The organism is Mycobacterium sp. SM1 (assembly GCF_018361265.1).
Classification (GTDB): domain Bacteria; phylum Actinomycetota; class Actinomycetes; order Mycobacteriales; family Mycobacteriaceae; genus Mycobacterium.
Genome location: NZ_JAFLNH010000004.1, coordinates 136,829 through 157,344 on the forward strand (window position 1 = coordinate 136,829; position 20,516 = coordinate 157,344).

Consider the following 20,516-nt stretch of genomic DNA (forward strand, 5'->3'; position numbering starts at 1 on the left):
TCGTGGGTCTTGACCAGCCCGCCGGGTAGGTGGTGCAGGACATGGCGGCGCACATTGGCCACACGGTGGTGACGCCGGCCCAACCGGGCGGCGGCATCCTTGCGGTTGAAGCCGGGTGCTGCTGGGCGGGGTGCACGTCGGCGGCCTCGGCATTCAACGAACACCACCACCGGCCGCCGTGGTAGCTGATCGTGGCGAAACAGATTGTCGCTCGCTGTTTGGCGACCATGCGCCGCAGCCGGCGGGTGCCCTCACGCACCGCGACCGCCCCGATGCCGGGCAGCATGGCCGAGCGGGGGTGATCGCCCTCACCGACGCGTATCGCCGGTTTGCCGCCCTTGGGGTGCTTGGTGCGCGTCAAACGCCATGTCCTCGTCGACACCAACGTCGACACCAACGCTGTGCTGGTCGCCGCTGTCGTCACCGCAGCCGACGTGACCGACCGGGCGGCATTCCCCACGCTGCTGGGTAAGGCCAAGCGGGTCGCGCCGACCATCAGCCACGTGTGGCTGGACAACGGCTACACCGGGCAGGCCGTCACCACAGCCTGCGCCAAGGCCGGTGTCACCGTGGACGTGGTGTCCGGGCCGAAACCCGGCCACGGCTTCTTCGTCCAGCCCCGACGCTGGATAGTCGAACGCACCAACGGCTGGATCAACCACTGCCGCCGCATCGACCGCCACTACGAAACCACGCTGGCCGCCCACGAAGGCTTCCTCTACCTCAGCCAAATCGCTTTACTACTTCGACGACTCGACCGCAGCCAGCTGCTCGACACGCCTTAGGACCTTCGGGTCAGCGCGTTAGCGGCAGCCTCGGCCCATTGACGCCACTGCGCGGCGTTCGCCTTGGCTTCCTCGGCTTCTTTGCTGCGGCCGGCGGCTTCCGCTTTTTGTGCCTGGCGTTCGAATTGCTCGGCTCGGGTGCGGAACTGCTCGGCACGCGCCTGGGCCTGGGGATCCCACCAGTCCGGCTGGGCGTCGCGCACCTTTTTCTCGACCGCGCGCAGTCGCCGCTCCAACTCCGCGGAGCGCTCCCGTGGCACCTTGCCGATCGCATTCCATTTCTCGGTAATCGACCGCAGCGCCGCCCGGGCGGCGTCGAGGTTGCTGGTGTCGAGTTTTTCCGCCTCGGCCAGCAGCGCCTCTTTCGCGTGCGCATTAGCCCACAACTCCGCCTCCCGTTCTGCGGTCGCCGCGTTTCTCGCCGCGAAAAACGAGTCTTGGGCGGCTTTGAACCGGCGCCACAGCGCGTCGTCGACATCCCGGGCCGCTCGGCCGGCCGCTTTCCATTCGCTGAGCAACTTGCGAAATTCCGCGCTGGTGGTAGCCCAGTCCGTGGACCGCGACAGTTCCTCGGCGCGTTCACACAGCCGTTCCTTTGCCTGCCGGGCCCCTGATCGCTCACGGTCGAGCCCGGCGAAGTGGGATCCCCGACGCCGGTTGAAGGTGTCCCGGGCGGCCGAGTAGCGCTTCCACAGCGCGTCGTCGGTCTTGCGGTCCACGCCGGTGATCGTCTTCCATTCTTCGAGAATGGCGCGGAGGCGGTCACCGGCCACTTTCCACTGCGTCGAGTGTGCGGCGAGTTCCTCGGCCTCAGCGGCCAGCGCTTCCTTACGGGCCGTCTGGGCGGCGCGCAGCTCCTCGCGGCGGGCGCGATCCGCGGCGGTGACGGCGTCGGCGTGTTCGCGAATGGCGTCCAAGCGGGCCGCGAGTGCGTCGACGTCGCCGAGCACATTCGCCGTCGGCAAGGCCTCAGCCAGCGCCGCCGCGGCGTTTTTGATCTTGCGGGCATCGCCGGAGCCCGACACCAGCCGCTCCTCCATCAGCGTGATCTCGGTGTTCAAATCCTCGAATCGTCGCCCGAAATGAGCGAACGCCGCCTCGGGATCGCCGGCTTGCCAGCGGCCGATGACACGCTCGCCGGCACCGGTGATCAGCCACACTGTGCCGTCGTCATCGACACGACCGAACCGGCGCGGATCGTTGGCCGGTGGTGACGCAGGGGCGGTAGGGCGGGGCCCTGGACGCGGTCCTGGCCGGGGAGCCGGCTTGGGTGCATCACTGGTCTGGGGCTTTTCGGCCGTCATCTGCTTCCGTCACCTACCCTTCGCGCGGGTCATCCCCGCGCACCTGCCGCGCATCGCGGCGCCATCACCTCACCATCGGAGCCCGTCGGCCCGACGGCCGTCACACGATCCCCCGAGGGTCCACCAGCTATTGAAGCAGCTTGACCGGTGACGCGCCGCCGGGCAGGCGGTGCGCCTGAAACCGGGTCTGGCCAGCGGCGCGCGGATCTGGTCGGGTCCGGTGTGGCCGCGGTGCTCCTGGCGGTGGGGTCGGCGTCATCGTGGGCGTTATGTGCGGTGCTGACTCAAAGTGTGGCCGCCGTGCTCGACGACGGCCCCGGGGACGGTGCTGCGCGCGCGGGAGTGGTACGCGTGGACGCTGGTCGCGCTGACAGGGACGGTGTTTCAGCCCTAGGCGGTTCGCGTCGTGCCGTGTTGCCCGGAGTGCACCCCGGGCTGCCAGTGGTCGCGTCGGTCGTGCGTAGGTTGGTGGCTAGGTGTTGCTAGGTGGGAAGCTCTACGGGGGCGGGCCCGTCGAAGTCGCGACGCTGCCCAGCGAAACGGGAATGGGCGCGGAGCCGGTCGTGAAGAACAACGCGTACCCGAGGCGGCTTGCGGGCCGGACATCGGCGAGGAGGTCACTCATGTCGAGGGCGGACATCGCGGTGTCGCTCGCCCTGTGCGCCGCGCTGGCTGCGGCGATCGGCTCGGTGATCCGTCAGCGCTGCGCACAGGAGATCACCGAGAGACCGGTCGGCCCGCTGGCTTTGTTCACCATGCTGTTGCGGGACACCCGATGGTGGCTGGGCGGCACGGGGGACATCGCCAGTTATGGCTTGCTGGCCGCGGCCCTCGACAAGGGCTCGGTGATGCTGGTGATGGCGCTGCAGGTGACGGCACTGCTCTTCGCCCTTCCGATCTATGCGCGGATAACGCGTCACCGGATAACCCCCCGCGAATGGCTGTGGGCGGTCCTGCTGGCCGCGGCGTTGGCCGTCGTGGTCGCGGTGGGGCAGCCAAAGGCCGGCACCTCGCACGGCTCGCTGGAACGCTGGATTGTGGTGGCCGCCGTGATGGGCCCGCTACTGGGGCTTTGCGTGCTGGGCGCCCGCATCTGGGCGGACCGTCCGGCTGCGGCGGTGCTGCTGGCGGCGGTGTCGGGTTCGTCGTTGGCGCTGTTCGCGGTGTTGACCAAGGGCCTTGTCGAGGCGGTCGAGCACGGTGCCCTCCGCGTGCTGCATAGCGCGGAGCTGTACGCCTGGCTGCTGGCCGGGCTGGCCGGGATGATCTACCAGCAGTCGGCGTTTCGCGCCGGCGCGCTGACCGCGTCTCTGCCGACGATGACGGTGGCCAAGCCGGTGGTGGCCTCGGTGCTCGGGATCACCGTGCTTGGTGAGACCCTGAACGCTGACGGCGCGGAGTGGTTTGCGCTGGTGGTGGCGGCGGTGGTGGTGATCGTCGCCACGATCGCCCTGGCCCGCGGGGAGGCCGCGACGATGGCGGCCGGCGCCGGGCGCGACGTGAAAATCGCCCACCGGCCCGCCGCGCCGTCGCAACCCTGACCCGGCCGGCTGTCAGGATTGACCATTATTGACCATTGGATGTCCGGGGGCGCTTGAAGGTCCGCGGGACGCGCGGGGATTCGCGGGGCGCGTGGGGGACGGGGAGAGCCGGTGCGCTGGCAGGCGGCGGCCATGGCTGGCGCATAGACGAGGAGGTCAACAGTGGCGAAAGCGGATATTGCGGTACTGCTCGCCTTGAGCGCTGCGCTGGTCTCCGCGGCCGGCTCGGTGATCCGTCAGCGCTCCGCGCAAGAGATCACCGACCAGCCCGTCGGCCCGTGGACACTGTTCCTCCTTTCGCTGCGCGACGGGCGGTGGTGGCTGGGCGGGGCCGCGGCCGTGGCGAATTACAGCTTGCAGGCAGCCGCGCTGAGTCTCGGGTCGGTGATCCTGGTGACGGCGTTGCAGGTGACGGTGCTGTTGTTTGCGCTGCCAATCAATGCGCGCCTGACCCGCCACCGGGTCACCCCCCGGGAGTGGATGTGGGCGGTGTTGCTGGCCGGTGCGGTGGCGACGGTGATCACGGTCGGCGACCCCACGCAGGGCCAGCAGCGGGCTTCGCTGGGCACCTGGATGGCCGTCGCCGCGGTGATGGGCCCGGCGTTGCTGCTGTGCGCGCTGGGCGCACGGATCTGGTCGGGAGCGGTGGCGGCGGTCTTGCTGGCAGTGGTGGCCGGCTCGTCGTTGGCGCTGTTCGCGGTGCTGACTAAGGGAGTTGTCGAAGCGGGTGAAGGCGGCGCCGGAGCCCTGCTGCGCGCACCCGAGCTGTATGCCTGGCTGGCCATGGCGCTGGCCGGGATGGTGTTTCAGCAGGCGGCGTTTCGCGCCGGCGCCCTGACCGCGTCGTTGCCGACCATGACGATGGCCAAGCCGGTCGTGGCGTGGATCCTGGGAATCACCGTGCTGCATGAGACCCTGCGCGCCGACGGCCCGGAGGTTTTCGCGCTGGCGGCGGCGGTGACCGTGGTGATCGTGGCGACCGCGGCCCTAGCCCGTGGCGAAGCCGCCGCGATGGAGGCCCGTGCGACTGCCATACCGGTCGAGGCGCGGCGGGTCACCGCGTAACGACGCTAGTTTGGCTAGTTTGGTGGCGTGTTAGCCGCCATCGCGATTGTCCCCTCCGCCCCGGTGCTGGTTCCCGAACTGGCCGGTGCCGCCGCTGCCGAACTGGCGGAGGCGCGGGCGGCGGTGATCGCGGCGGCCGCGTCGTTGCCGCCGCGCTGGATTGTGATCGGTGCGGGCCGCGCGGACGGCGCATGGCGCCCGGAAACCGCCGGCACCTTCGCCGGTTTCGGGGCCGACCTGCGGGTACGGCTCTCGCCACCGGCCGGTGAGCAAGCCGAGCAACTGGCCGAATTGCCGCTGTGCGCGCTCTTTGCCGCCTGGGCGCGGGGTCAGGCCCGGCCCGAGGCAAGCGCCGAGGTCCGGGTCTACGCCGGTACCCATGGTGCCGACGCCGCGCTGGCGCGGGGCAGGCAGCTGCGTACCGAGATTGACCAGTCGGCCGAGCCGACCGGTGTGCTAGTTGTGGCCGACGGCGTGACCACCCTCACACCAACCGCACCCGGGGGCTACGAACCCCGCGACGCCGGCGTTCAGCGGGCCCTGGATGACGCGTTGGCCTGCGGTGACATCGCCGCCTTGAGCCGGCTGCCCGAGCAGGTCGTCGGCCGGGTGGCATTTCAGGTGTTGGCGGGCCTGGCCGAGCCGGCGCCACGATCCACCAAGGAGCTCTACCGCGGCGCGCCCTACGGCGTGGGCTACTTCGCTGGCGTGTGGCAGCCGTGACATGCCTGCCGTGAGACCACTGGTGATCACCGGTCCCACCGGCACCGGCAAGTCGCAGCTGGCGCTTGACGTCGCCGAGCGTCTCAGCGGTGAGACCAGCGCGGAAATCGTCAACGCCGACGCGATGCAGCTCTACCGGGGCATGGACATCGGCACCGCGAAGCTGCCGCTGGCCCACCGGCGCGGCATTCCCCATCACCAGCTGGACGTCCTTGATGTCAGCGAAACGGCAAGCGTTGCACGCTATCAGCAACAGGCCGGCGCCGACGTCGAAGCAATCGTCGCCCGCGGATCGGTACCGATCGTGGTGGGGGGCTCGATGCTCTACGTCCAATCGCTGCTCGACGACTGGTCCTTTCCGGCGACCGATCGGCAAGTCCGGGCCAAATGGGAGCAACGACTCGCCGCGGTTGGCGCCCCTAGGCTGCACAGCGAGCTAGCGGAGCGTGATCCGGCGGCGGCCGCCTGCATCCAGCCGACCGACGGTCGCCGCATTGTGCGCGCACTGGAGGTCGTGGAGCTTACCGGGCAGCCGTTCGCCGCGTCGGCGCCGAGCATCGGCGCACCGCGCTGGGGTGCTGTGATCGTCGGATTAGATTGCGACACCGAGCTTCTCGATGACCGTTTGGCTCGCCGCACCGACGCTATGTTCGCTCAGGGTCTTGTCGACGAGGTGATCACGCTGCTCGGCCGGGGACTGCGCGAGGGTGTCACGGCCTCCCGGGCCTTGGGCTACGCGCAGGTTATCGCGGCGCTGGACGCCGGTGGGGGAGTCGACAGGCTGGAGGAGGCGCGCCAAAAGACCTATATCGGTACCCGCCGCTACGTGCGCCGTCAGCGGTCATGGTTGCGCCGCGACCACCGCATCCACTGGCTCGATGCGACCTCGGCCCACCTCGTCGAGGACACGTTACGGGTGTGGCGGCACGTATCGTTGAGCAGGTGATCTTCGCCAAGGGCCATGGCACGCAGAACGATTTCGTGCTTGTGGTCGATCTGGGCGCCGAATTGACGCTGACACCTGCGGTGGTGGCCGCGGTTTGTGACCGGCGACGCGGGCTGGGTGCCGACGGTCTGCTGCGGGTGACGACGGCGCGTGCGGCGCTGACCGCCGGGGCGCTGGAGCGCCTGCCCGACGGGGTCGGCGCGACCGACTGGTACCTGGACTATCGCAATGCCGACGGCTCGGTCGCTCAGATGTGCGGCAACGGCGCGCGGGTGTTCGCGCACTACCTACGTGCCGCGGGGTTGGAGACCCGTGACCGGTTCACGATTGGGTCCCTGGCGGGCCCCCGGCCGATCACCGTGCACCGCGCCGATGCCACCACCGCCGACGTCACCGTCGACATGGGCAAGGCCCAGCTGCTGGGCACGGGGCAGGCCACCATCGCCGGCCGGCGGTTCAGCGGTGTGGCGGTCGACGTGGGCAACCCGCACCTGGCGTGCGTGGATCCGCGGCTGACCGTGGAGGCGCTGGCGGCGTTGGAGGTGGCGCCGGTGGCCTATGACCGGGCGCGTTTTCCCGACGGGGTCAACGTGGAAATCCTCACCGCCGCGTCCGGCGGGGCGGTGTCGATGCGGGTGCACGAACGAGGCGTCGGTGAAACGCGCTCCTGCGGCACGGGCACCGTCGCCGCCGCGGTGGCCGCACTGGCCCACGGCGGCGCCGACACCGGAACGCTTACCGTGCGGGTGCCCGGCGGGGCGGTTCTCGTCACCATCACCGAAACCACCAGCTACTTGCGCGGGCCGTCGGTGCTGGTGGCCCGGGGCGAACTCAGCGAGGAATGGTGGCGGGCCCAGCTGCGTTAATTGTGATGCACAACGCCGACTCGGCGGGCACCATCTGTAATTGCCAATGACACATCCAGAATTTCCTGATCCCGCTTTACCGCCCACTGCGGGCGAGTTAACGCTCGACGATCGATCGGCGCTGCGCCGTGTCGCGGGCCTGTCTACCGAACTCGCCGACGTCACGGAGGTCGAGTATCGGCGGCTGCGCCTCGAGCGGGTGGTGCTCGTCGGGGTCTGGACCGATGGCAGCGCCGCAGAAGCCGAGGCCAGCCTGGCCGAGCTTGCAGCGCTGGCAGAAACGGCCGGCTCACAGGTGCTCGAGGGCTTGATCCAGCGCCGCGACAAGCCCGATCCGGCCACCTACATCGGCTCGGGCAAGACCGCCGAGCTGCGCGAGGTGGTGCTGGCCACCGGCGCTGACACCGTGATCTGCGACGGCGAGCTGTCCCCGGCGCAGCTGACCGCGCTGGAGAAGGCGGTCAAGGTCAAAGTCATCGACCGCACCGCGCTGATTCTCGACATCTTCGCCCAGCATGCAGTCAGCCGGGAGGGCAAAGCCCAGGTGTCGCTGGCGCAAATGGAGTACCTGCTGCCGCGGCTTCGCGGATGGGGTGAGTCCATGTCGCGGCAGGCGGGGGGGCGTGCCGGCGGAAGCACCGGCGGGGTGGGTCTGCGTGGTCCCGGTGAGACCAAGCTCGAGACCGATCGCCGCCGCATCCGCGAGCGGATGGCCAAGCTGCGACGCGAGATCAAGGCCATGAAGCAGGCCCGCGACACCCAGCGGCGCCGGCGCCTGAGCAGCGAGGTGCCGTCCATCGTGATCGTCGGTTACACCAACTCTGGCAAATCCAGCCTGCTTAACGCCCTGACCGGGGCGGGGGTCCTGGTGCAGGACGCCCTATTCGCGACCCTGGATCCCACCACTCGCCGGGGAGAGTTTCCCGACGGGCGGCCATTCGTGCTCACCGACACCGTTGGCTTCGTGCGCCACCTGCCCACCCAGCTGGTCGAGGCGTTCCGCTCCACCCTGGAGGAGGTTGTCGACGCCGACCTGCTGGTCCATGTCGTCGACGGCTCCGACGCCCACCCGCTGGCGCAGATCAGCGCGGTACGCCAGGTTCTCTCCGAGGTGATCGCCGACCACCACGGCGATCCGGCGCCGGAGCTGCTGGTGGTCAACAAGGTCGACGCCGCCAGCGATCTGGTGCTGGCCCAGTTGCGTCGGGCCTTGCCGGGCGCGGTGTTCGTCTCCGCGCGCACGGGTGAGGGCATTGACGCGTTGCGGCGGCGGATGGCCGAGTTAGCCACGCCGATCGACACCGCGGTCGACGTGGTGATCCCGTATGACCGCGGCGATCTCGTCTCCCGGGTGCATGCCGACGGCCGCGTCCAGCAAACCGAGCACCGGGACACCGGCACACACATCCGGGCCCGGGTGCCGCTGGCCTTGGCGGCGAGTTTGCGCGAGTTCGCCGCGGCGCCCGGCCGGGCCTCGACCTCATAGCCCGGCACCCGACCAACCACCTGGTTGGTATATCTTGGGCGCAGCATCCCCGTCTGCCGGAGGTCGTCCATGAGCGGTGCCGTCAAGTATCAGCGCACGCTGTTTGAGCCCGAGCATGAGCTCTTCCGCGAGTCTTACCGGGCCTTCCTCGATCGTTATGTCGCGCCGTATCACGAGGACTGGGAAAGGGCGAAAATCGTCGACCGCAATGTGTGGCTCGAGGCCGGTAAGCAGGGATTTCTGGGTATGGCGGTGCCCGAGGAGTACGGCGGCGGGGGTAATCCCGACTTCCGCTACAACACGATCATCTCTGAGGAGACCACCAAGGGGCGCTACAGCGGAATCGGCTTCGGGCTGCACAACGACGTGGTCGCGCCCTACCTGCTGCGGCTGGCCACCGAAGAGCAAAAGCGGCGGTGGTTGCCCAAGTTCTGCACCGGGGAATTGATCACCGCGATCGCCATGACCGAGCCGGGCGCCGGCAGTGACTTACAGGGCATCAAAACCCGCGCCGTCAAACACGGAGATCATTACCTGCTCAACGGATCAAAGACGTTCATTACCAACGGAATCAACTCTGACCTGGTGATCGTGGTAGCGCAGACGGACCCGGAAAAAGGGTCTCAGGGCTTCTCGCTGCTGGTCGTCGAACGTGGGATGACGGGTTTCGACCGCGGCCGTCACCTGGACAAGATCGGCCTGGACGCCCAGGACACCGCAGAACTGTCGTTTACCGACGTCCAGGTTCCCGCCGAGAATCTCCTCGGCGAGGAGGGCATGGGGTTCATCTACCTGATGCAGAACCTGCCCCAGGAACGTATCGCGATCGCTATCATGGCGGCTGCGGCGATGGAGGCCGTGCTGGAGCTGACGCTGCAATACGCCAAAGAGCGCAAAGCCTTTGGCCGGCCGATCGGTAGTTTCCAGAACAGCCGGTTCCTGCTGGCCGAACTGGCCACCGAGGCCACGTTGGTGCGGATCATGGTCGACGAGTTCATCCGGTTGCACCTCGATGGAAAGCTCACCGCAGAGCAGGCGGCGATGGCCAAGTGGTACGCGACCGAAAAGCAGGTACACCTGATCGACCGCTGCCTGCAGCTACATGGAGGTTACGGCTATATGCGCGAATATCCTATCGCCCGAGCCTATTTGGACGCACGTGTGCAGACGATATACGGTGGCACAACCGAGATTATGAAAGAGATCATCGGCCGCAGCCTCGGTGTGTAACCGGTGTTTAACCCGTTCGATGATGTCGGCTGGGCAGCGGCCCGGGGCGGGCTTCCCCGGCGCTGTTGCCGGGTCCTGGCGGGGCCTCGTTCGCTGGCCGGGGTCGGTTTTGGCCTGGCTGGTTCGCGTCGTGTAGCTGGTGCGCCTTGCGCAAAAGCTCGACGAGTTCGTCTTCGTTTGGGATTCGCGCCCGGTATTTCATTGGCAGCGCATTGATTTGGCGTTCTTCGGTGAGCAGCGCAGCGAATGTCTTCTCGCGCTCGGCGGGATCGAGTTCACGGTGCAGGCTGAGATATTCCCGGGCGTGCCGACGGGCTCGAGCGACCGCATTCTGCGCGCGCCCCCGAGCCGACAGCAATGACGCCCCCGTGGTTAAGACCAGGATGGCGATGATCACCATGAGCGACAGATCGGTGCTCACATCACCGACCGGGACCGGCCTACCGTGGTTCATGAACGGAACGTTGTTCTCGTGCAGCGCCTGCAGCAGCAGCTTGATACCGATGAAGCCCAGGATCAGCGCCAGCCCATAGGACAGGTAGACGAGCCGGTCCAGCAGGCCGTCGATCAGGAAATACAACTGACGCAGACCCAACAGCGATAACGCGGTGGCGGTGAACATCAGGTAGATGTTTCGGGTAAGGCCAAACAGCGCAGGAATCGAGTCGAATGCGAACAATAGGTCGGTGCCGCCCACCGCGATCATGGCGAGCAGCATCGGGGTCATCACCGATTTGCCGTTCTCGGCGGTGAACAGTCGATCGCCGTCGTAGCTGGCGGAAGTCCGCAAAAAGCGGGTGGCCAGACGGATGACCACACTGTCGGCCGTGCGCCGCTCCGAGTCCTCGGGCCTGGCGAGATTGTCGGCCGTCATCAACAAGACCAGGCCGAACAGGTAAAACGCCCAGTTGACAATCCTGATGAGCGCGGCACCGGCGAAGATGAATCCGGTGCGCGCGATGAGCGCGAACGTAACGCCGAACAGCAACACTTTTTGCTGAGCAACCCGGGGGACCGTGAACCGGCCCATGAGAACCAAAAAGACAAACAAATTGTCCACCGATAAGGCCTCGTTGCTGAGGTAGCAGGCGAAATACTGGACGCCCATCGTGGCGTCGCCGACGATGACGACTCCGATCCCAAAAACCGCCGCGATGCCGATATAGATTGCCGACCAGATCGCGGCGTCGCGTAACGTCGGCAGGTGTGTCTTGCGGATGTGGAAGACGTAATCCACCAGCACCAACCCGAGGATTGCCGCGACCGTCAGCGCCCAGACCAGTGTGGAAGCACCCATGTCAGCTGTATTGCCTCTCCTGGCGCGTGGTGAGCTGCTGTCTTCGGCACGGTAACGCACCCGTCACCGCGGAGGTAGCGCGATCGCCGGCAACACGGGCGCGGGGCGGCATCATTTCCACATCGGTCGGGTCACCACTTTCGTAATGTCTGGGATATGGCAGTGCGATTGTCGTTCGCTGGAGCAGTGGTGTGCCGCCCGGCGGCCACGGGTGTCGCCGTGCGATGCCGGGCGGGGACCGGCACCGGGGGGAAGCACGGCGACGATGGGGATCATGCGGCTACCGGGGTCACCGCCCGTTTGCCGGGGCCGGCCTGGCGATCGACGGTGGCTACCGGTAGCGGCATTTTCGGGGCCGCGGGGGCTCCGGTGACTCGAGGGGGCCGTGGAGTCGGGCTTGCCGGGCGCGTGGCGCTGGCTTTGGGAACGATAGTGGTCACCGTCTTGCTGGTGGCGCCCGTGGCGGCGGCGTCGCCGGAGACCGACGCCGACGCCGCCATCACGTCGGCGTGGGAGCGCGCCGGTGGCGACAGTTCAGTGCTGGGCGCCAAGCAGGGTGACGTTTATCCGGTCGGTGACGGCTTTGCCCAGAACTTCGCCGGCGGCAAGATGTTTTACACCCCGGCTACCGGCGCGCACGCCTTGTATGGAGCGATCCTCGATAAATACGAATCCCTGGGCGGCCCGGCCGGCAGTGATCTCGGTTTTCCGACGACCGACGAGGTCCCGGGCCTGATCGGGCCGGACAGCCGGGTCAGTTTGTTCGCCGCCACCGACAAGCCGGTGATTTTCTGGACACCCCAGCACGGCGCGTTCGTGGTGCGCGGTGCGATCAATGCCGCGTGGGACAAACTCGGCAGCTCCGGCGGTGCGCTCGGCGCACCGGTAAGCGACGAAACCTACGACGGTGAACTTGCCATTCAGAAGTTCAGCGGCGGTCAGGTGTCGTGGAACCGGCTGACGAAGGTCTTCACCACCGTCCCGCCGGAGTTGGCGAATCAACTGACGGGTTTGCAGGTGCCCATCGATCCCACCGCGGCTATCAACACGGCTTGGCGCGCGGCCGGCGGTGCGAGCGGTCCGCTGGGCGCCAAAAAGGGCGAGCAACATCCCATCGGCGACACCGGCATCGTCCAGGACTTCGCCGGTGGCAAGGTGTACTTCAGCCCGGCTACCGGGGCCAATGCCGTCGAAGGCGCGATCCTGGCCAAGTATGAGTCCCTGGGCGGGCCGGTCGGCAGCGACCTGGGCTTCCCGATCGCCAACGAGACCGACGGCGGTATCCCGGCCAGCCGGATCAGCAGGTTTTCCGCCGCGGGTCAGCCGGTGATTTTCTGGACGCCCCAGCACGGCGCGTTTGTGGTGCGGGGCGCCATGAAGGCGGCCTGGGACAAGCTCGGCGCCGCGACCGGCGTGCTCGGCGCGCCCGTCGGCGACCAGGCCGTCGAGAGCGGTTTGGTGACCCAGCGGTTCACCGGCGGCACGATTTCCTGGAACCCGGACAAGAATACCTTCAGCACCGTGCCGGCCAGCCTGGCGTCGCAGCTGACCGGCCTGCAGGTGCCGGGGCAGAGCCGGCCGAGCGGGTCGGCGTCGATGACCTCGGGCAACCCGGGCAAGGGGTTGGGCTGGCATTCCTGGTGGCTGAAGGTCACGGTGCCGGTGCTGCTGCTGATCGGGCTGGCCGTGTTGGCGGCGCTGTGGCGAGGACGCCGCGCGAGCGGCCGTCAGGCCGGGACCTATCACGGCTATAACGACTATGACGAGGCTTATCCCGCCCAGATTGCCGAGCGGGTGGCGGACGCGGGCCATGCGGCAGGGGCTGACGCAGCAAGACGCGCGGACCGCGAGAGCGCGACGCCGGTCGGCTGGCCGCCGCGTCCTGCCCACGTGCCAGACGAGGACGTGGGTGCGGCGCATACTCCCGCGGCGCCGGCCGGTTTCAGCGCCGGCGCCGATGCGCAAGGCGATGTGGATAACCCCGATGCCGTGGACACCGCGCCCACCCGTGTCCCCTCGCCGGTCGAGGTGCGCAGGGGGCGACACGCGGCCGTGGATACCGATGACCACGCCACCGTGCAGTCGCATGAGCCCCCGTCCGGCAGGGCCGGCCGGCTCGCGATCCATCTTCCCCTGCAGGACCCGTATCAGGCGCCAGACGGATACCCCATCAAGGCCACCACAAGTGGCGGAACGTATTACACGCCCGACAACCCGCGGTACGAGGAGGTTCTTGCCGAAATCTGGTTCGCCAGCGAGGAAGCCGCGCAAGCCAATGGTTTCATCAGGGCGAGCTAGCAAAGCCCGGTCCGTGGCAGCACGCTCCGCCGTGGCGCCACACCGCGTTACATCTTGCGAATCACGGTGACCACCTTGCCCAGCACGGTGGCCCCGTTGCCGGGGATGGGGTCGAACGCCGGGTTGTGCGGCATGAGCCAAATTTGATCGCCGGTGCGTTTGAACGTCTTGACGGTGGCCTCACCGTCGATCATCGCCGCCACGATGTCGCCGTTATCGGCCACGTTCTGCTGACGAACCACGACCCAGTCCCCGTCGCAGATCGCCGCATCGACCATCGAGTCACCGACAACCCGGAGCACGAAAAGCGCCCCTTGGCCAACCAGCTCACGCGGCAGGGGAAAGACATCTTCGATAGCTTCCTCGGCGAGGATGGGTCCGCCGGCCGCGATGCGGCCAAGGACCGGGACGAACACGGGCTCGGGCAAGGCGGCGGAACCGCCGACGTCGGTGGGCGGCGCCCCGGCGACTTCGTCAGCGCTGCGGACGTCCACAGCGCGCGGACGGTTGGGGTCTCGGCGCAGATACCCTTTGCGCTCCAGGGTGCGCAGTTGGTGGGCCACCGAGGATGTCGACGTCAGGCCCACGGCGTCCCCGATTTCCCGGATGCTGGGCGGATATCCGCGGCTGGTGACCGACGTGCGGATGACCTCGAGGATGGTGCGCTGCCGCTGTGTCAGCGCCGAGTCGGCGGATTGCAGGCGGCGGCCTGGGTCGGCTTTCCGGTTGTCGCTGCGCTCGCTCATGAGCCCGAATGGTAGACCAACTTCCTCCAGTTATCAAACGTGTGTTCGAGCCGTGTCGCGTGGGCAGGTTGGCAAGCACCTGCTGACCGTGACGCGGTGACGCATTTAGGTGGCGATCCCGGTGACCGGCGGGGCGGCCAGACGTCGAATCGCCGAGTCGTGGTGGCGGTCGTGGCTCTCGGTGCTGCGAGATCCATCGGCCGGGTCGAGAACGTCCGGCGCCGCCACACCGTGGTCGCGTCGCGGGCCGGTGTCGGCCGGTGCGCAGCCCGCACGGCCACATCGATACCCGGCGTCACCACCCCCTGTCGCGGTCGGTTGTTCGGCCGCTCACGAACCGCTCCCACGCTAGATGTCGGTGGCCGGGCCTATGCTGCGGGCACATCGGGCAACGAGTCGACCACATGTTCGGGTAGCCGGGTATGACGGGGACGCTGACAAGCGATTTGGACAAGGGAACAAGAGATTGGACAACAGGCTAGGAGGAAGAAAGATGACGGTGTCCGGCACAATCCGCAGGCGCGCTCCGGTGGCCCGATGCCCCGCCCGGGCGCATCCCGGCGGGCGTGACAGGCCCACGCCTGCCGGGCCCCGTGCGTGCCGCCCGGGGGGCGCGCCACCGCCCTATGGGGGCACCGGCGTGCGGGGTACCGGCGCGGCGATGCCTACCGCCTGTCGCGGTGGGCGTGCCGTGACGCCGGCGGCGACGGTGGGGCTGGCCCTGCTGGCCGCGGTTATCACCGGCTGGCTGGGTCTGATGGCGCAATCGAGGGACACGTCTTCGGGCACCGCTGGCGATGGGTCGCCGGTACCCGACCGGCTTGCCGTGGTGCGGGTCGAAGCCGGGGAGACCGCGCAGGAACTCGCCGCCAGGGTAGCCCCCGGGGCACCGGTCGGGCAGGTCGTCGAGCGCATCCGGGAACTCAACGGCGTGGATCCCGCGGCGCTGGCGGCAGGCCAGACGCTGATCGCACCGGTAGGTCAGCGGCCCGGCTATGCACCGTGAAAACTCCGACGGCCCGGCGATCATCCGCGATGGTGCCGGCAAAGCCGGGCCGGCAGCAGCGACGGTGGTCCTGTGGCGACGCGCCCAGGTACTCTCGGAGTGGTCGGAGGCCTGTCGGCGCGGCGGAGGAGCGGTTATGCATTGTCCGTTCTGTCGCCATCCCGATTCCCGGGTGGTTGACTCACGAGAAACCGATGAAGGTCAGGCCATTCGGCGCCGCAGGTCATGCCCCGAATGCGGTCGGCGGTTCACGACCGTCGAAACAGCTGTGCTGGCGGTGGTCAAGCGCAGCGGTGTCACCGAGCCTTTCAGCCGAGAGAAAGTCATCCGTGGCGTGCGGCGGGCGTGCCAGGGCCGGCAGGTGGACGAAGATGCGTTGAACCGGCTGGCGCAGCAGGTGGAAGACACGGTACGTGCCACCGGGTCGGCGGAAGTCCCGAGCCACGAGGTAGGCCTGGCCATCCTCGGTCCGTTGCGAGAACTCGACGAAGTGGCCTACTTGCGGTTCGCGTCGGTGTACCGATCATTTTCTTCGGCGGATGACTTCGAGCGTGAGATCGAGGCGCTTCGCGCGCACCGCAAAGTGTCGACTCCGAGTTGACCGAATTCTTGGGCGCATTGCCCTCGTTGCGGCGGCCCCGGCTGGTTGCCGGGCTGCTAACTCGCTCTTCGACGGGCCGGTGGCTCGGTGCTCAGCCTTTCGTGGACTGGGCCATCACCCCGTCCACGACGCGTGATCGATTCCCATTAGGCTAAAAGCCATGTCCGCCGTCCTGCACCCTGATCTTGAGGAGCTCGCGCCGCTTCTCGGGACCTGGGCGGGGCGCGGCCGCGGCAGATATCCGACGATCGAGCCATTCGAGTACCTCGAGGAAGTCGTGTTCTCCCATGTGGGCAAGCCGTTTCTGATCTACGGGCAAAAGACCAAGGCGCCAGATGACGGAATTCCGCTGCACGCCGAGACCGGGTATCTTCGTGTGCCACAATCGGGCCGGGTTGAACTCGTCCTGGCTCATCCCAGCGGCATCACCGAAATCGAGGTGGGCACGTATTCGGTGGACGGAGCCGTCGTCGAACTCGAATTGACCGCGTCGGACATCGGGCTGACCCCGACCGCCAAAGAGGTAAGCGCACTTGCCCGCCGCTTTCGCCTCGACGGCGACGAGCTTTCATACTCCGTGCAGATGGGCGCGGTCGGACAGCCAATGCAGAACCATCTCACCGCGGTGTTGCACCGCAAAAGCACAAGCTGAGTGCCAACCCCCGCAATTGGGCAATCTCCCGCGAATTGAGCGTGCTTCCGGCTTATCCGTGGATCCGAACCATGGGGACCCACGGCATGATCCGGGCAAGCGGGGCGTGGTCGCACCGTGAGCGGCGCAGGTGGGCGCACCGGGTCTTAGTGCCGTGGCCCGAGCCGCATCCCCGGTTCACCGGGTCGGTCGAGCGACTGGCGAAATTGACGTGTTCACGCAGCGCGATGTGCTCGGCGTAGCCCGCCTGTTGCGACCTGGCTGGGATGCGGCGTGGCATGTGATGGGCCGCGCGGTGGCCCGGGGGCCGGCCGCCAAGCCGCTGACGGTACCCGCTCACGGTGAACCGGTGGAGATCCCTTATTCACGCGCGCCGCAGAACGTTGCCGCCGAGCACGTTCGCAATTCCGTGTCACCCCGCTTTCCGGGAAGCACTTTGGTCAACCCTGGCGAAAAGCGGCTCTTCTGACTCATCCGTGGGCCGGTTGTTGATGTAAGGGGCGCACGTCGTTGTGGCTTAAGGTTTCTGGCTTGTGGAAGGTCAGGAACCAAAGGAGCCAACAACGACGTGCGCAATGTGAGGCTATGGCGTGCGCTGCTGGGTGTCGACCAGCGCACCGTGATCGAAGACATCGAGTTCGAGGGGTTCGGGGAGGAAGACGCCGACGGCGACACGCTGGTGGTGGCGCGGGTGCGGCCGCGAAGTGGTGTTTCGCGCCGTTGTGGCCGCTGCGGTCGCAGGGCGCCCTGGTACGACCGGGGTGAGGGTCGGCGCCGGTGGCGGGGCCTGGATTGGGGCACGATGCAGGTGGTGCTGGAGACCGATGCGCCGCGGGTGAACTGCCCCGCCCATGGGCCTACGGTGGTGGCGGTGCCGTGGGCGCGCCACCAAGACGCTGCGACGGTTTTTCGACGCTCTGGGCGCCCAGCGGTGCGCGCAGATCACCCCTGTGTCCGCCGATGCGGCGGAGTGGATTGCCGATGGGGTCGCCGAGCGCTGCCCGGGAGCGATCCGCTGCGCAGATCCGTTTCATGTGCTGGCCTGGGCCACCGAGGCGCTGGATGCCGAGCGGCGCCGGGCCTGGAACGACGCGCGAGCGATCGCGCGCGGCGAGGCCAAAGCTGGCCTGGATCGCCAGCACTGATACCCGGCTCTACCGCGCGTATCTGCTCAAAGAGGGATTGCGCCACGTGTTTTCGGTCAAGGGCGAGGAAGGCAAGCAGCCCCTGGACCGGTGGATCTCCTGGGCGCGGCGCCGCCGCATCCCAGTCTTCGTCGAGCTGGCCCGCCGCATCAAACGCCACCGCGAGGCCATCGACGCCGCCCTCGACCATGGCCTATCGCAGGAACTGATCGAATCCACCAACACCAAAATCCGACTCCTGACCCGGATTGCGTTCGGATTCCGCACCCCGGAAGCACTCATCGCCCTGGCAATGCTCGCCCTCGGCGGGCACCGACCCGCCCTGCCAGGCCGCGCCAAACACCCACGGATCAGTCAGCAGGGCCTGAAAAGCGGCGGTTTTGGGGCCCTCCTGACGTATCCGTGGGTGGATGGGGCCGATTCGGGGCCGTGATCTGATGGTTGAATTCGTTTGTGCTCCCTTCCGCGATAGTTGCCTGTAGCGCTGCCCGGGTGGGAGGTGTCCATGTGGAGCCCCCGAGCGCAGCGAGGCGGAACGACATGGACACCGACGAGCGGGTAGCGCAGAATCGGCGACGTCTGAGAGGGGAAACCCGAGGGGTGCCCTGGTGGAGGGGTGTTAGCCGCGGCCGGGCAGGGTGGGGCGGTGGCCGCCGAGGGCGAGCATGGCCAGGGCGATCAGCGCGGCGGGGTTGTGGAATCCGAATGCGATGCGGGTGAGCAGGCGGATCTTGGTGTTGGTGGATTCGATCAATCCTTGGGACAGGCCGTGGTCGAGGGCGGCGTCGATGGCCTCGCGGTGGCGTTTGATGCGGCGGGCCAGCTCGACGAAGACCGGGATGCGGCAGCGCCGCGCCCAGAAGATCCACTTGTCGAGGGCGTCTTTGCCGTCCTGGCCTTTGACCGAAAACACATGCCGCAGGCCCTCTTTGAGCAGGTACGCGCGGTAGAGCCGGGTGTCGGTCTTGGCGATCCAGGCCAGTTTGGCGGTTTGGCGTTCGGTGAGGTCCTCGGGGTTTTTCCACAGTGCATAGCGGGCGGCTTTGAGCCGCCGTGCTCGTTCATGACCCGGCCGCGGCGCGGTGTTCCTGCTGGGCCGACCACGGCCCCATTTGGCCTCGCCGCGCGCGATCGCTCGCGCGTCGTTCCAGGCCCGGCGCCGCTCGGCATCCAGCGCCTCGGTGGCCCAGGCCACCACATGAAACGGATCTGCGCAGCGGATCGCGCCCGGGCAGCGCTCGGCGACCACATCGGCAATCCACTCCGCCGCATCGGCGGACACATGGGTGATCTGCGCGCACCGCTGGGCGCCCAGAGCGTCGAAAAACCGCCGCAGCGTCTTGGTGTCGCGGCCCGGGGCGGCCCACACCAGCCGGCCGCTGTCGTGGTCAACCACCACCGTGAGGTACTTATGGTGACGCTTATAGGAGATCTCATCGATGCCGATCCGACGCAGACCCGCAAACCGGTCGATCCTCTTCTCCGTGTCGGCCCACACCCTCGCCACGATCGCCCCTACGGTGCGCCAGGCGACCCGCATCAACTCGCACACCGCGGTTTTCGAACACGCCACCGCCAGCCAGGCCACCGTGTCATCAAAGGCCAAAGTGTGCCCGGCATGGTGGCGCGCCCACGGCACCGCCACCACCGTAGGCCCATGGGCGGGGCAGTTCACCCGCGGCGCATCGGCCTCCAGCACCACCTGCATCGTGCCCCAATCCAGGCCCCGCCACCGGCGCCGACCCTCACCCCGGTCATACCAGGGCGCCCTGCGACCGCAGCGGCCACAACGGCGCGAAACACCACTTCGCGGCCGCACCCGCGCCACCACCAGCGTGTCGCCGTCGGCGTCTTCCTCCCCGAACTCCTCGAACTCGATGTCTTCGATCACGGTGCGCTGGTCGACACCCAGCAGCGCACGCCATAGCCTCACATTGCGCACGTCGTTGTTGGCTCCTTTGGTTCCTGACCTTCCACAAGCCAGAAACCTTAAGCCACAACGACGTGCGCCCCTTACATCAACAACCGGCCCACGGAAGCGTCAGAAGAGCCGGTTTTGGGTGGATATGGCGCACCCGTGGCGGGTATCGCCTGTTCGGATAGGGACGCGAAGGGCTGCGCGCGCGACCAAGGGTCGCTAGACGAAGTGCGTCACCCCGTCGCTGACGACCCGGCCGGCGACCTGAACCCAGCCCTCCGGACTCCAGGTGGTCCGGATCACCGAGCCCTTGCCCTGGATGATGGTGAGGTCGCGGCTGAGATAGTCGGTGATGCGCACCGCCGCGGCGCCGGTCGCCTCATCCTCGGGAATCCCCACATTGGCGGCGAACATCCGCGCCCGCAGCGCTCCCGCCGACTGGTCGGTCCAGGTCCACAGGTAGTGCTGGATGTCGTCGGGAAAGTCGGCGGGGTTGGCGGCGGCTAGCTCGTCGAGGGAGTCGAGATCGTGCACGGCGAACTCCGGCGCCCATTCCGAACGGGCACGGATAGCCGTCAGGTCGTCCTGGTAGCACACCTGGACGATGCCGGCCGGCACCTGCAGTGTGCGAATAGGCATGCCCTGCTCGCGCAGCCACCACGACGCTCCCACAGCCGGGTGACCCGCGAACGGCAGTTCGGTACGGGTGGTGTAGATGCGGGCGTGGGCGGCCGCCGACCCTCCGCTAGGAAGATCAACGAATATCGTTTTGCTGTAACCTAATTGGGCAGCCAGTCGCTGTCTGTCCCGGGGGCGGACCACCCGTGCGTCGACGACGCCCAGCGGGTTTCCAAAATTGCCTTCTGAGTCGGTGAAAACCCGCAAGACCGTCACATCGAAACCCATG

At 67.8% G+C, this 20,516-nt stretch carries 17 protein-coding genes and 3 pseudogenes; 14 read left to right on the forward strand and 6 right to left on the reverse strand.

From position 1 onward, the window contains the following. Positions 1-20: 20 nt before the first annotated feature. Positions 21-170 (reverse strand): annotated as a pseudogene (locus MSM1_RS23055) (hypothetical protein); the annotation flags it as partial. A 180-nt stretch (positions 171-350) separates the two neighbouring features. Here MSM1_RS23055 and MSM1_RS17105 point away from each other — a divergent pair. Continuing rightward, positions 351-785, forward strand: a complete 435-nt coding sequence (locus tag MSM1_RS17105; protein ID WP_213444776.1) for a transposase — start codon at positions 351-353, stop codon at positions 783-785. On the opposite strand, the gene MSM1_RS17110 is transcribed toward MSM1_RS17105, so the two are convergent. After that, positions 782-2,089 (reverse strand): DUF349 domain-containing protein, encoded by a 1,308-nt coding sequence (locus MSM1_RS17110; protein WP_213444778.1) that lies wholly within the window; start codon positions 2,087-2,089, stop codon positions 782-784. The two genes, MSM1_RS17105 and MSM1_RS17110, sit on opposite strands and share 4 nt — an antisense overlap. Positions 2,090-2,712: 623 nt before the next feature. Between MSM1_RS17110 and MSM1_RS17115 the strand changes: the two genes are divergently transcribed. The 7 genes from MSM1_RS17115 to MSM1_RS17145 all read left to right on the forward strand — a co-directional run bounded on the left by MSM1_RS17115 (position 2,713) and on the right by MSM1_RS17145 (position 9,946). After that, positions 2,713-3,630: a DMT family transporter gene (locus MSM1_RS17115; RefSeq protein ID WP_213444780.1), complete on the forward strand. Its 918-nt coding sequence runs from the start codon at positions 2,713-2,715 to the stop codon at positions 3,628-3,630. A gap of 162 nt (positions 3,631-3,792) precedes the next feature. Beyond that, positions 3,793-4,695 carry a DMT family transporter gene (locus MSM1_RS17120; RefSeq protein ID WP_213444782.1) on the forward strand — a complete coding sequence of 301 codons (903 nt, stop codon included), beginning with the start codon at positions 3,793-3,795 and terminating at the stop codon, positions 4,693-4,695. A gap of 27 nt (positions 4,696-4,722) precedes the next feature. After that, positions 4,723-5,418 carry a hypothetical protein gene (locus MSM1_RS17125; RefSeq protein WP_213444784.1) on the forward strand — a complete coding sequence of 232 codons (696 nt, stop codon included), beginning with the start codon at positions 4,723-4,725 and terminating at the stop codon, positions 5,416-5,418. Between the two features lie 10 nt (positions 5,419-5,428). Further along, on the forward strand, positions 5,429-6,364 hold the full coding sequence (miaA, locus tag MSM1_RS17130; RefSeq protein WP_213445663.1) for a tRNA (adenosine(37)-N6)-dimethylallyltransferase MiaA: 936 nt from the start codon (positions 5,429-5,431) through the stop codon (positions 6,362-6,364). Beyond that, the gene (dapF, locus tag MSM1_RS17135) at positions 6,361-7,230 is read left to right on the forward strand and encodes a diaminopimelate epimerase (protein WP_213445665.1); all 870 of its coding nucleotides are present in this window, start codon (positions 6,361-6,363) and stop codon (positions 7,228-7,230) included. Before miaA ends, dapF begins: the two co-directional genes overlap by 4 nt. 46 nt (positions 7,231-7,276) lie before the next feature. Next, positions 7,277-8,716, forward strand: a complete 1,440-nt coding sequence (gene hflX / locus MSM1_RS17140; protein WP_213444786.1) for a GTPase HflX — start codon at positions 7,277-7,279, stop codon at positions 8,714-8,716. A gap of 69 nt (positions 8,717-8,785) precedes the next feature. Then, on the forward strand, positions 8,786-9,946 hold the full coding sequence (locus MSM1_RS17145) for an acyl-CoA dehydrogenase family protein (protein WP_213444788.1): 1,161 nt from the start codon (positions 8,786-8,788) through the stop codon (positions 9,944-9,946). A gap of 121 nt (positions 9,947-10,067) precedes the next feature. On the opposite strand, the pseudogene MSM1_RS17150 reads toward MSM1_RS17145, so the two are convergent. Further along, positions 10,068-11,243: pseudogene (locus tag MSM1_RS17150) on the reverse strand (TerC/Alx family metal homeostasis membrane protein); the annotation flags it as partial. Positions 11,244-11,612: 369 nt separating this feature from the next. Between MSM1_RS17150 and MSM1_RS17155 the strand changes: the two are divergent. Then, the gene (locus tag MSM1_RS17155; protein WP_374101749.1) at positions 11,613-13,541 is read left to right on the forward strand and encodes an LGFP repeat-containing protein; all 1,929 of its coding nucleotides are present in this window, start codon (positions 11,613-11,615) and stop codon (positions 13,539-13,541) included. 47 nt (positions 13,542-13,588) lie between these two features. Here the strand turns inward: MSM1_RS17155 and lexA are convergent, their stop codons facing one another. Next, on the reverse strand, positions 13,589-14,287 hold the full coding sequence (gene lexA / locus MSM1_RS17160) for a transcriptional repressor LexA (protein WP_213444794.1): 699 nt from the start codon (positions 14,285-14,287) through the stop codon (positions 13,589-13,591). Positions 14,288-14,948: 661 nt separating this feature from the next. On the opposite strand from lexA, the gene MSM1_RS17165 reads away from it, so the two are divergent. The 5 genes and pseudogenes from MSM1_RS17165 to MSM1_RS17185 all read left to right on the forward strand — a co-directional run. Then, positions 14,949-15,293: a LysM peptidoglycan-binding domain-containing protein gene (locus tag MSM1_RS17165; RefSeq protein ID WP_374101738.1), complete on the forward strand. Its 345-nt coding sequence runs from the start codon at positions 14,949-14,951 to the stop codon at positions 15,291-15,293. Positions 15,294-15,429: 136 nt separating this feature from the next. Continuing rightward, positions 15,430-15,894, forward strand: coding sequence for a transcriptional regulator NrdR (gene nrdR, locus MSM1_RS17170; RefSeq protein ID WP_213444799.1), 465 nt, complete (start codon positions 15,430-15,432; stop codon positions 15,892-15,894). Between the two features lie 160 nt (positions 15,895-16,054). Continuing rightward, on the forward strand, positions 16,055-16,546 hold the full coding sequence (locus MSM1_RS17175) for a peroxynitrite isomerase (protein ID WP_213444801.1): 492 nt from the start codon (positions 16,055-16,057) through the stop codon (positions 16,544-16,546). A gap of 211 nt (positions 16,547-16,757) precedes the next feature. After that, positions 16,758-17,015 carry a hypothetical protein gene (locus tag MSM1_RS17180; protein WP_213444804.1) on the forward strand — a complete coding sequence of 86 codons (258 nt, stop codon included), beginning with the start codon at positions 16,758-16,760 and terminating at the stop codon, positions 17,013-17,015. A gap of 99 nt (positions 17,016-17,114) precedes the next feature. Beyond that, positions 17,115-18,049: pseudogene (locus tag MSM1_RS17185) on the forward strand (transposase); the annotation flags it as partial. 261 nt (positions 18,050-18,310) lie between these two features. On the opposite strand, the gene MSM1_RS17190 reads toward MSM1_RS17185, so the two are convergent. Then, complete coding sequence (locus tag MSM1_RS17190; protein ID WP_213444806.1) at positions 18,311-19,633, reverse strand: ISL3 family transposase; 1,323 nt, start codon at positions 19,631-19,633, stop codon at positions 18,311-18,313. Positions 19,634-19,828: 195 nt separating this feature from the next. Next, positions 19,829-20,515, reverse strand: coding sequence for a PhzF family phenazine biosynthesis protein (locus MSM1_RS17195; RefSeq protein WP_213444808.1), 687 nt, complete (start codon positions 20,513-20,515; stop codon positions 19,829-19,831). Position 20,516: the final 1 nt, after the last annotated feature.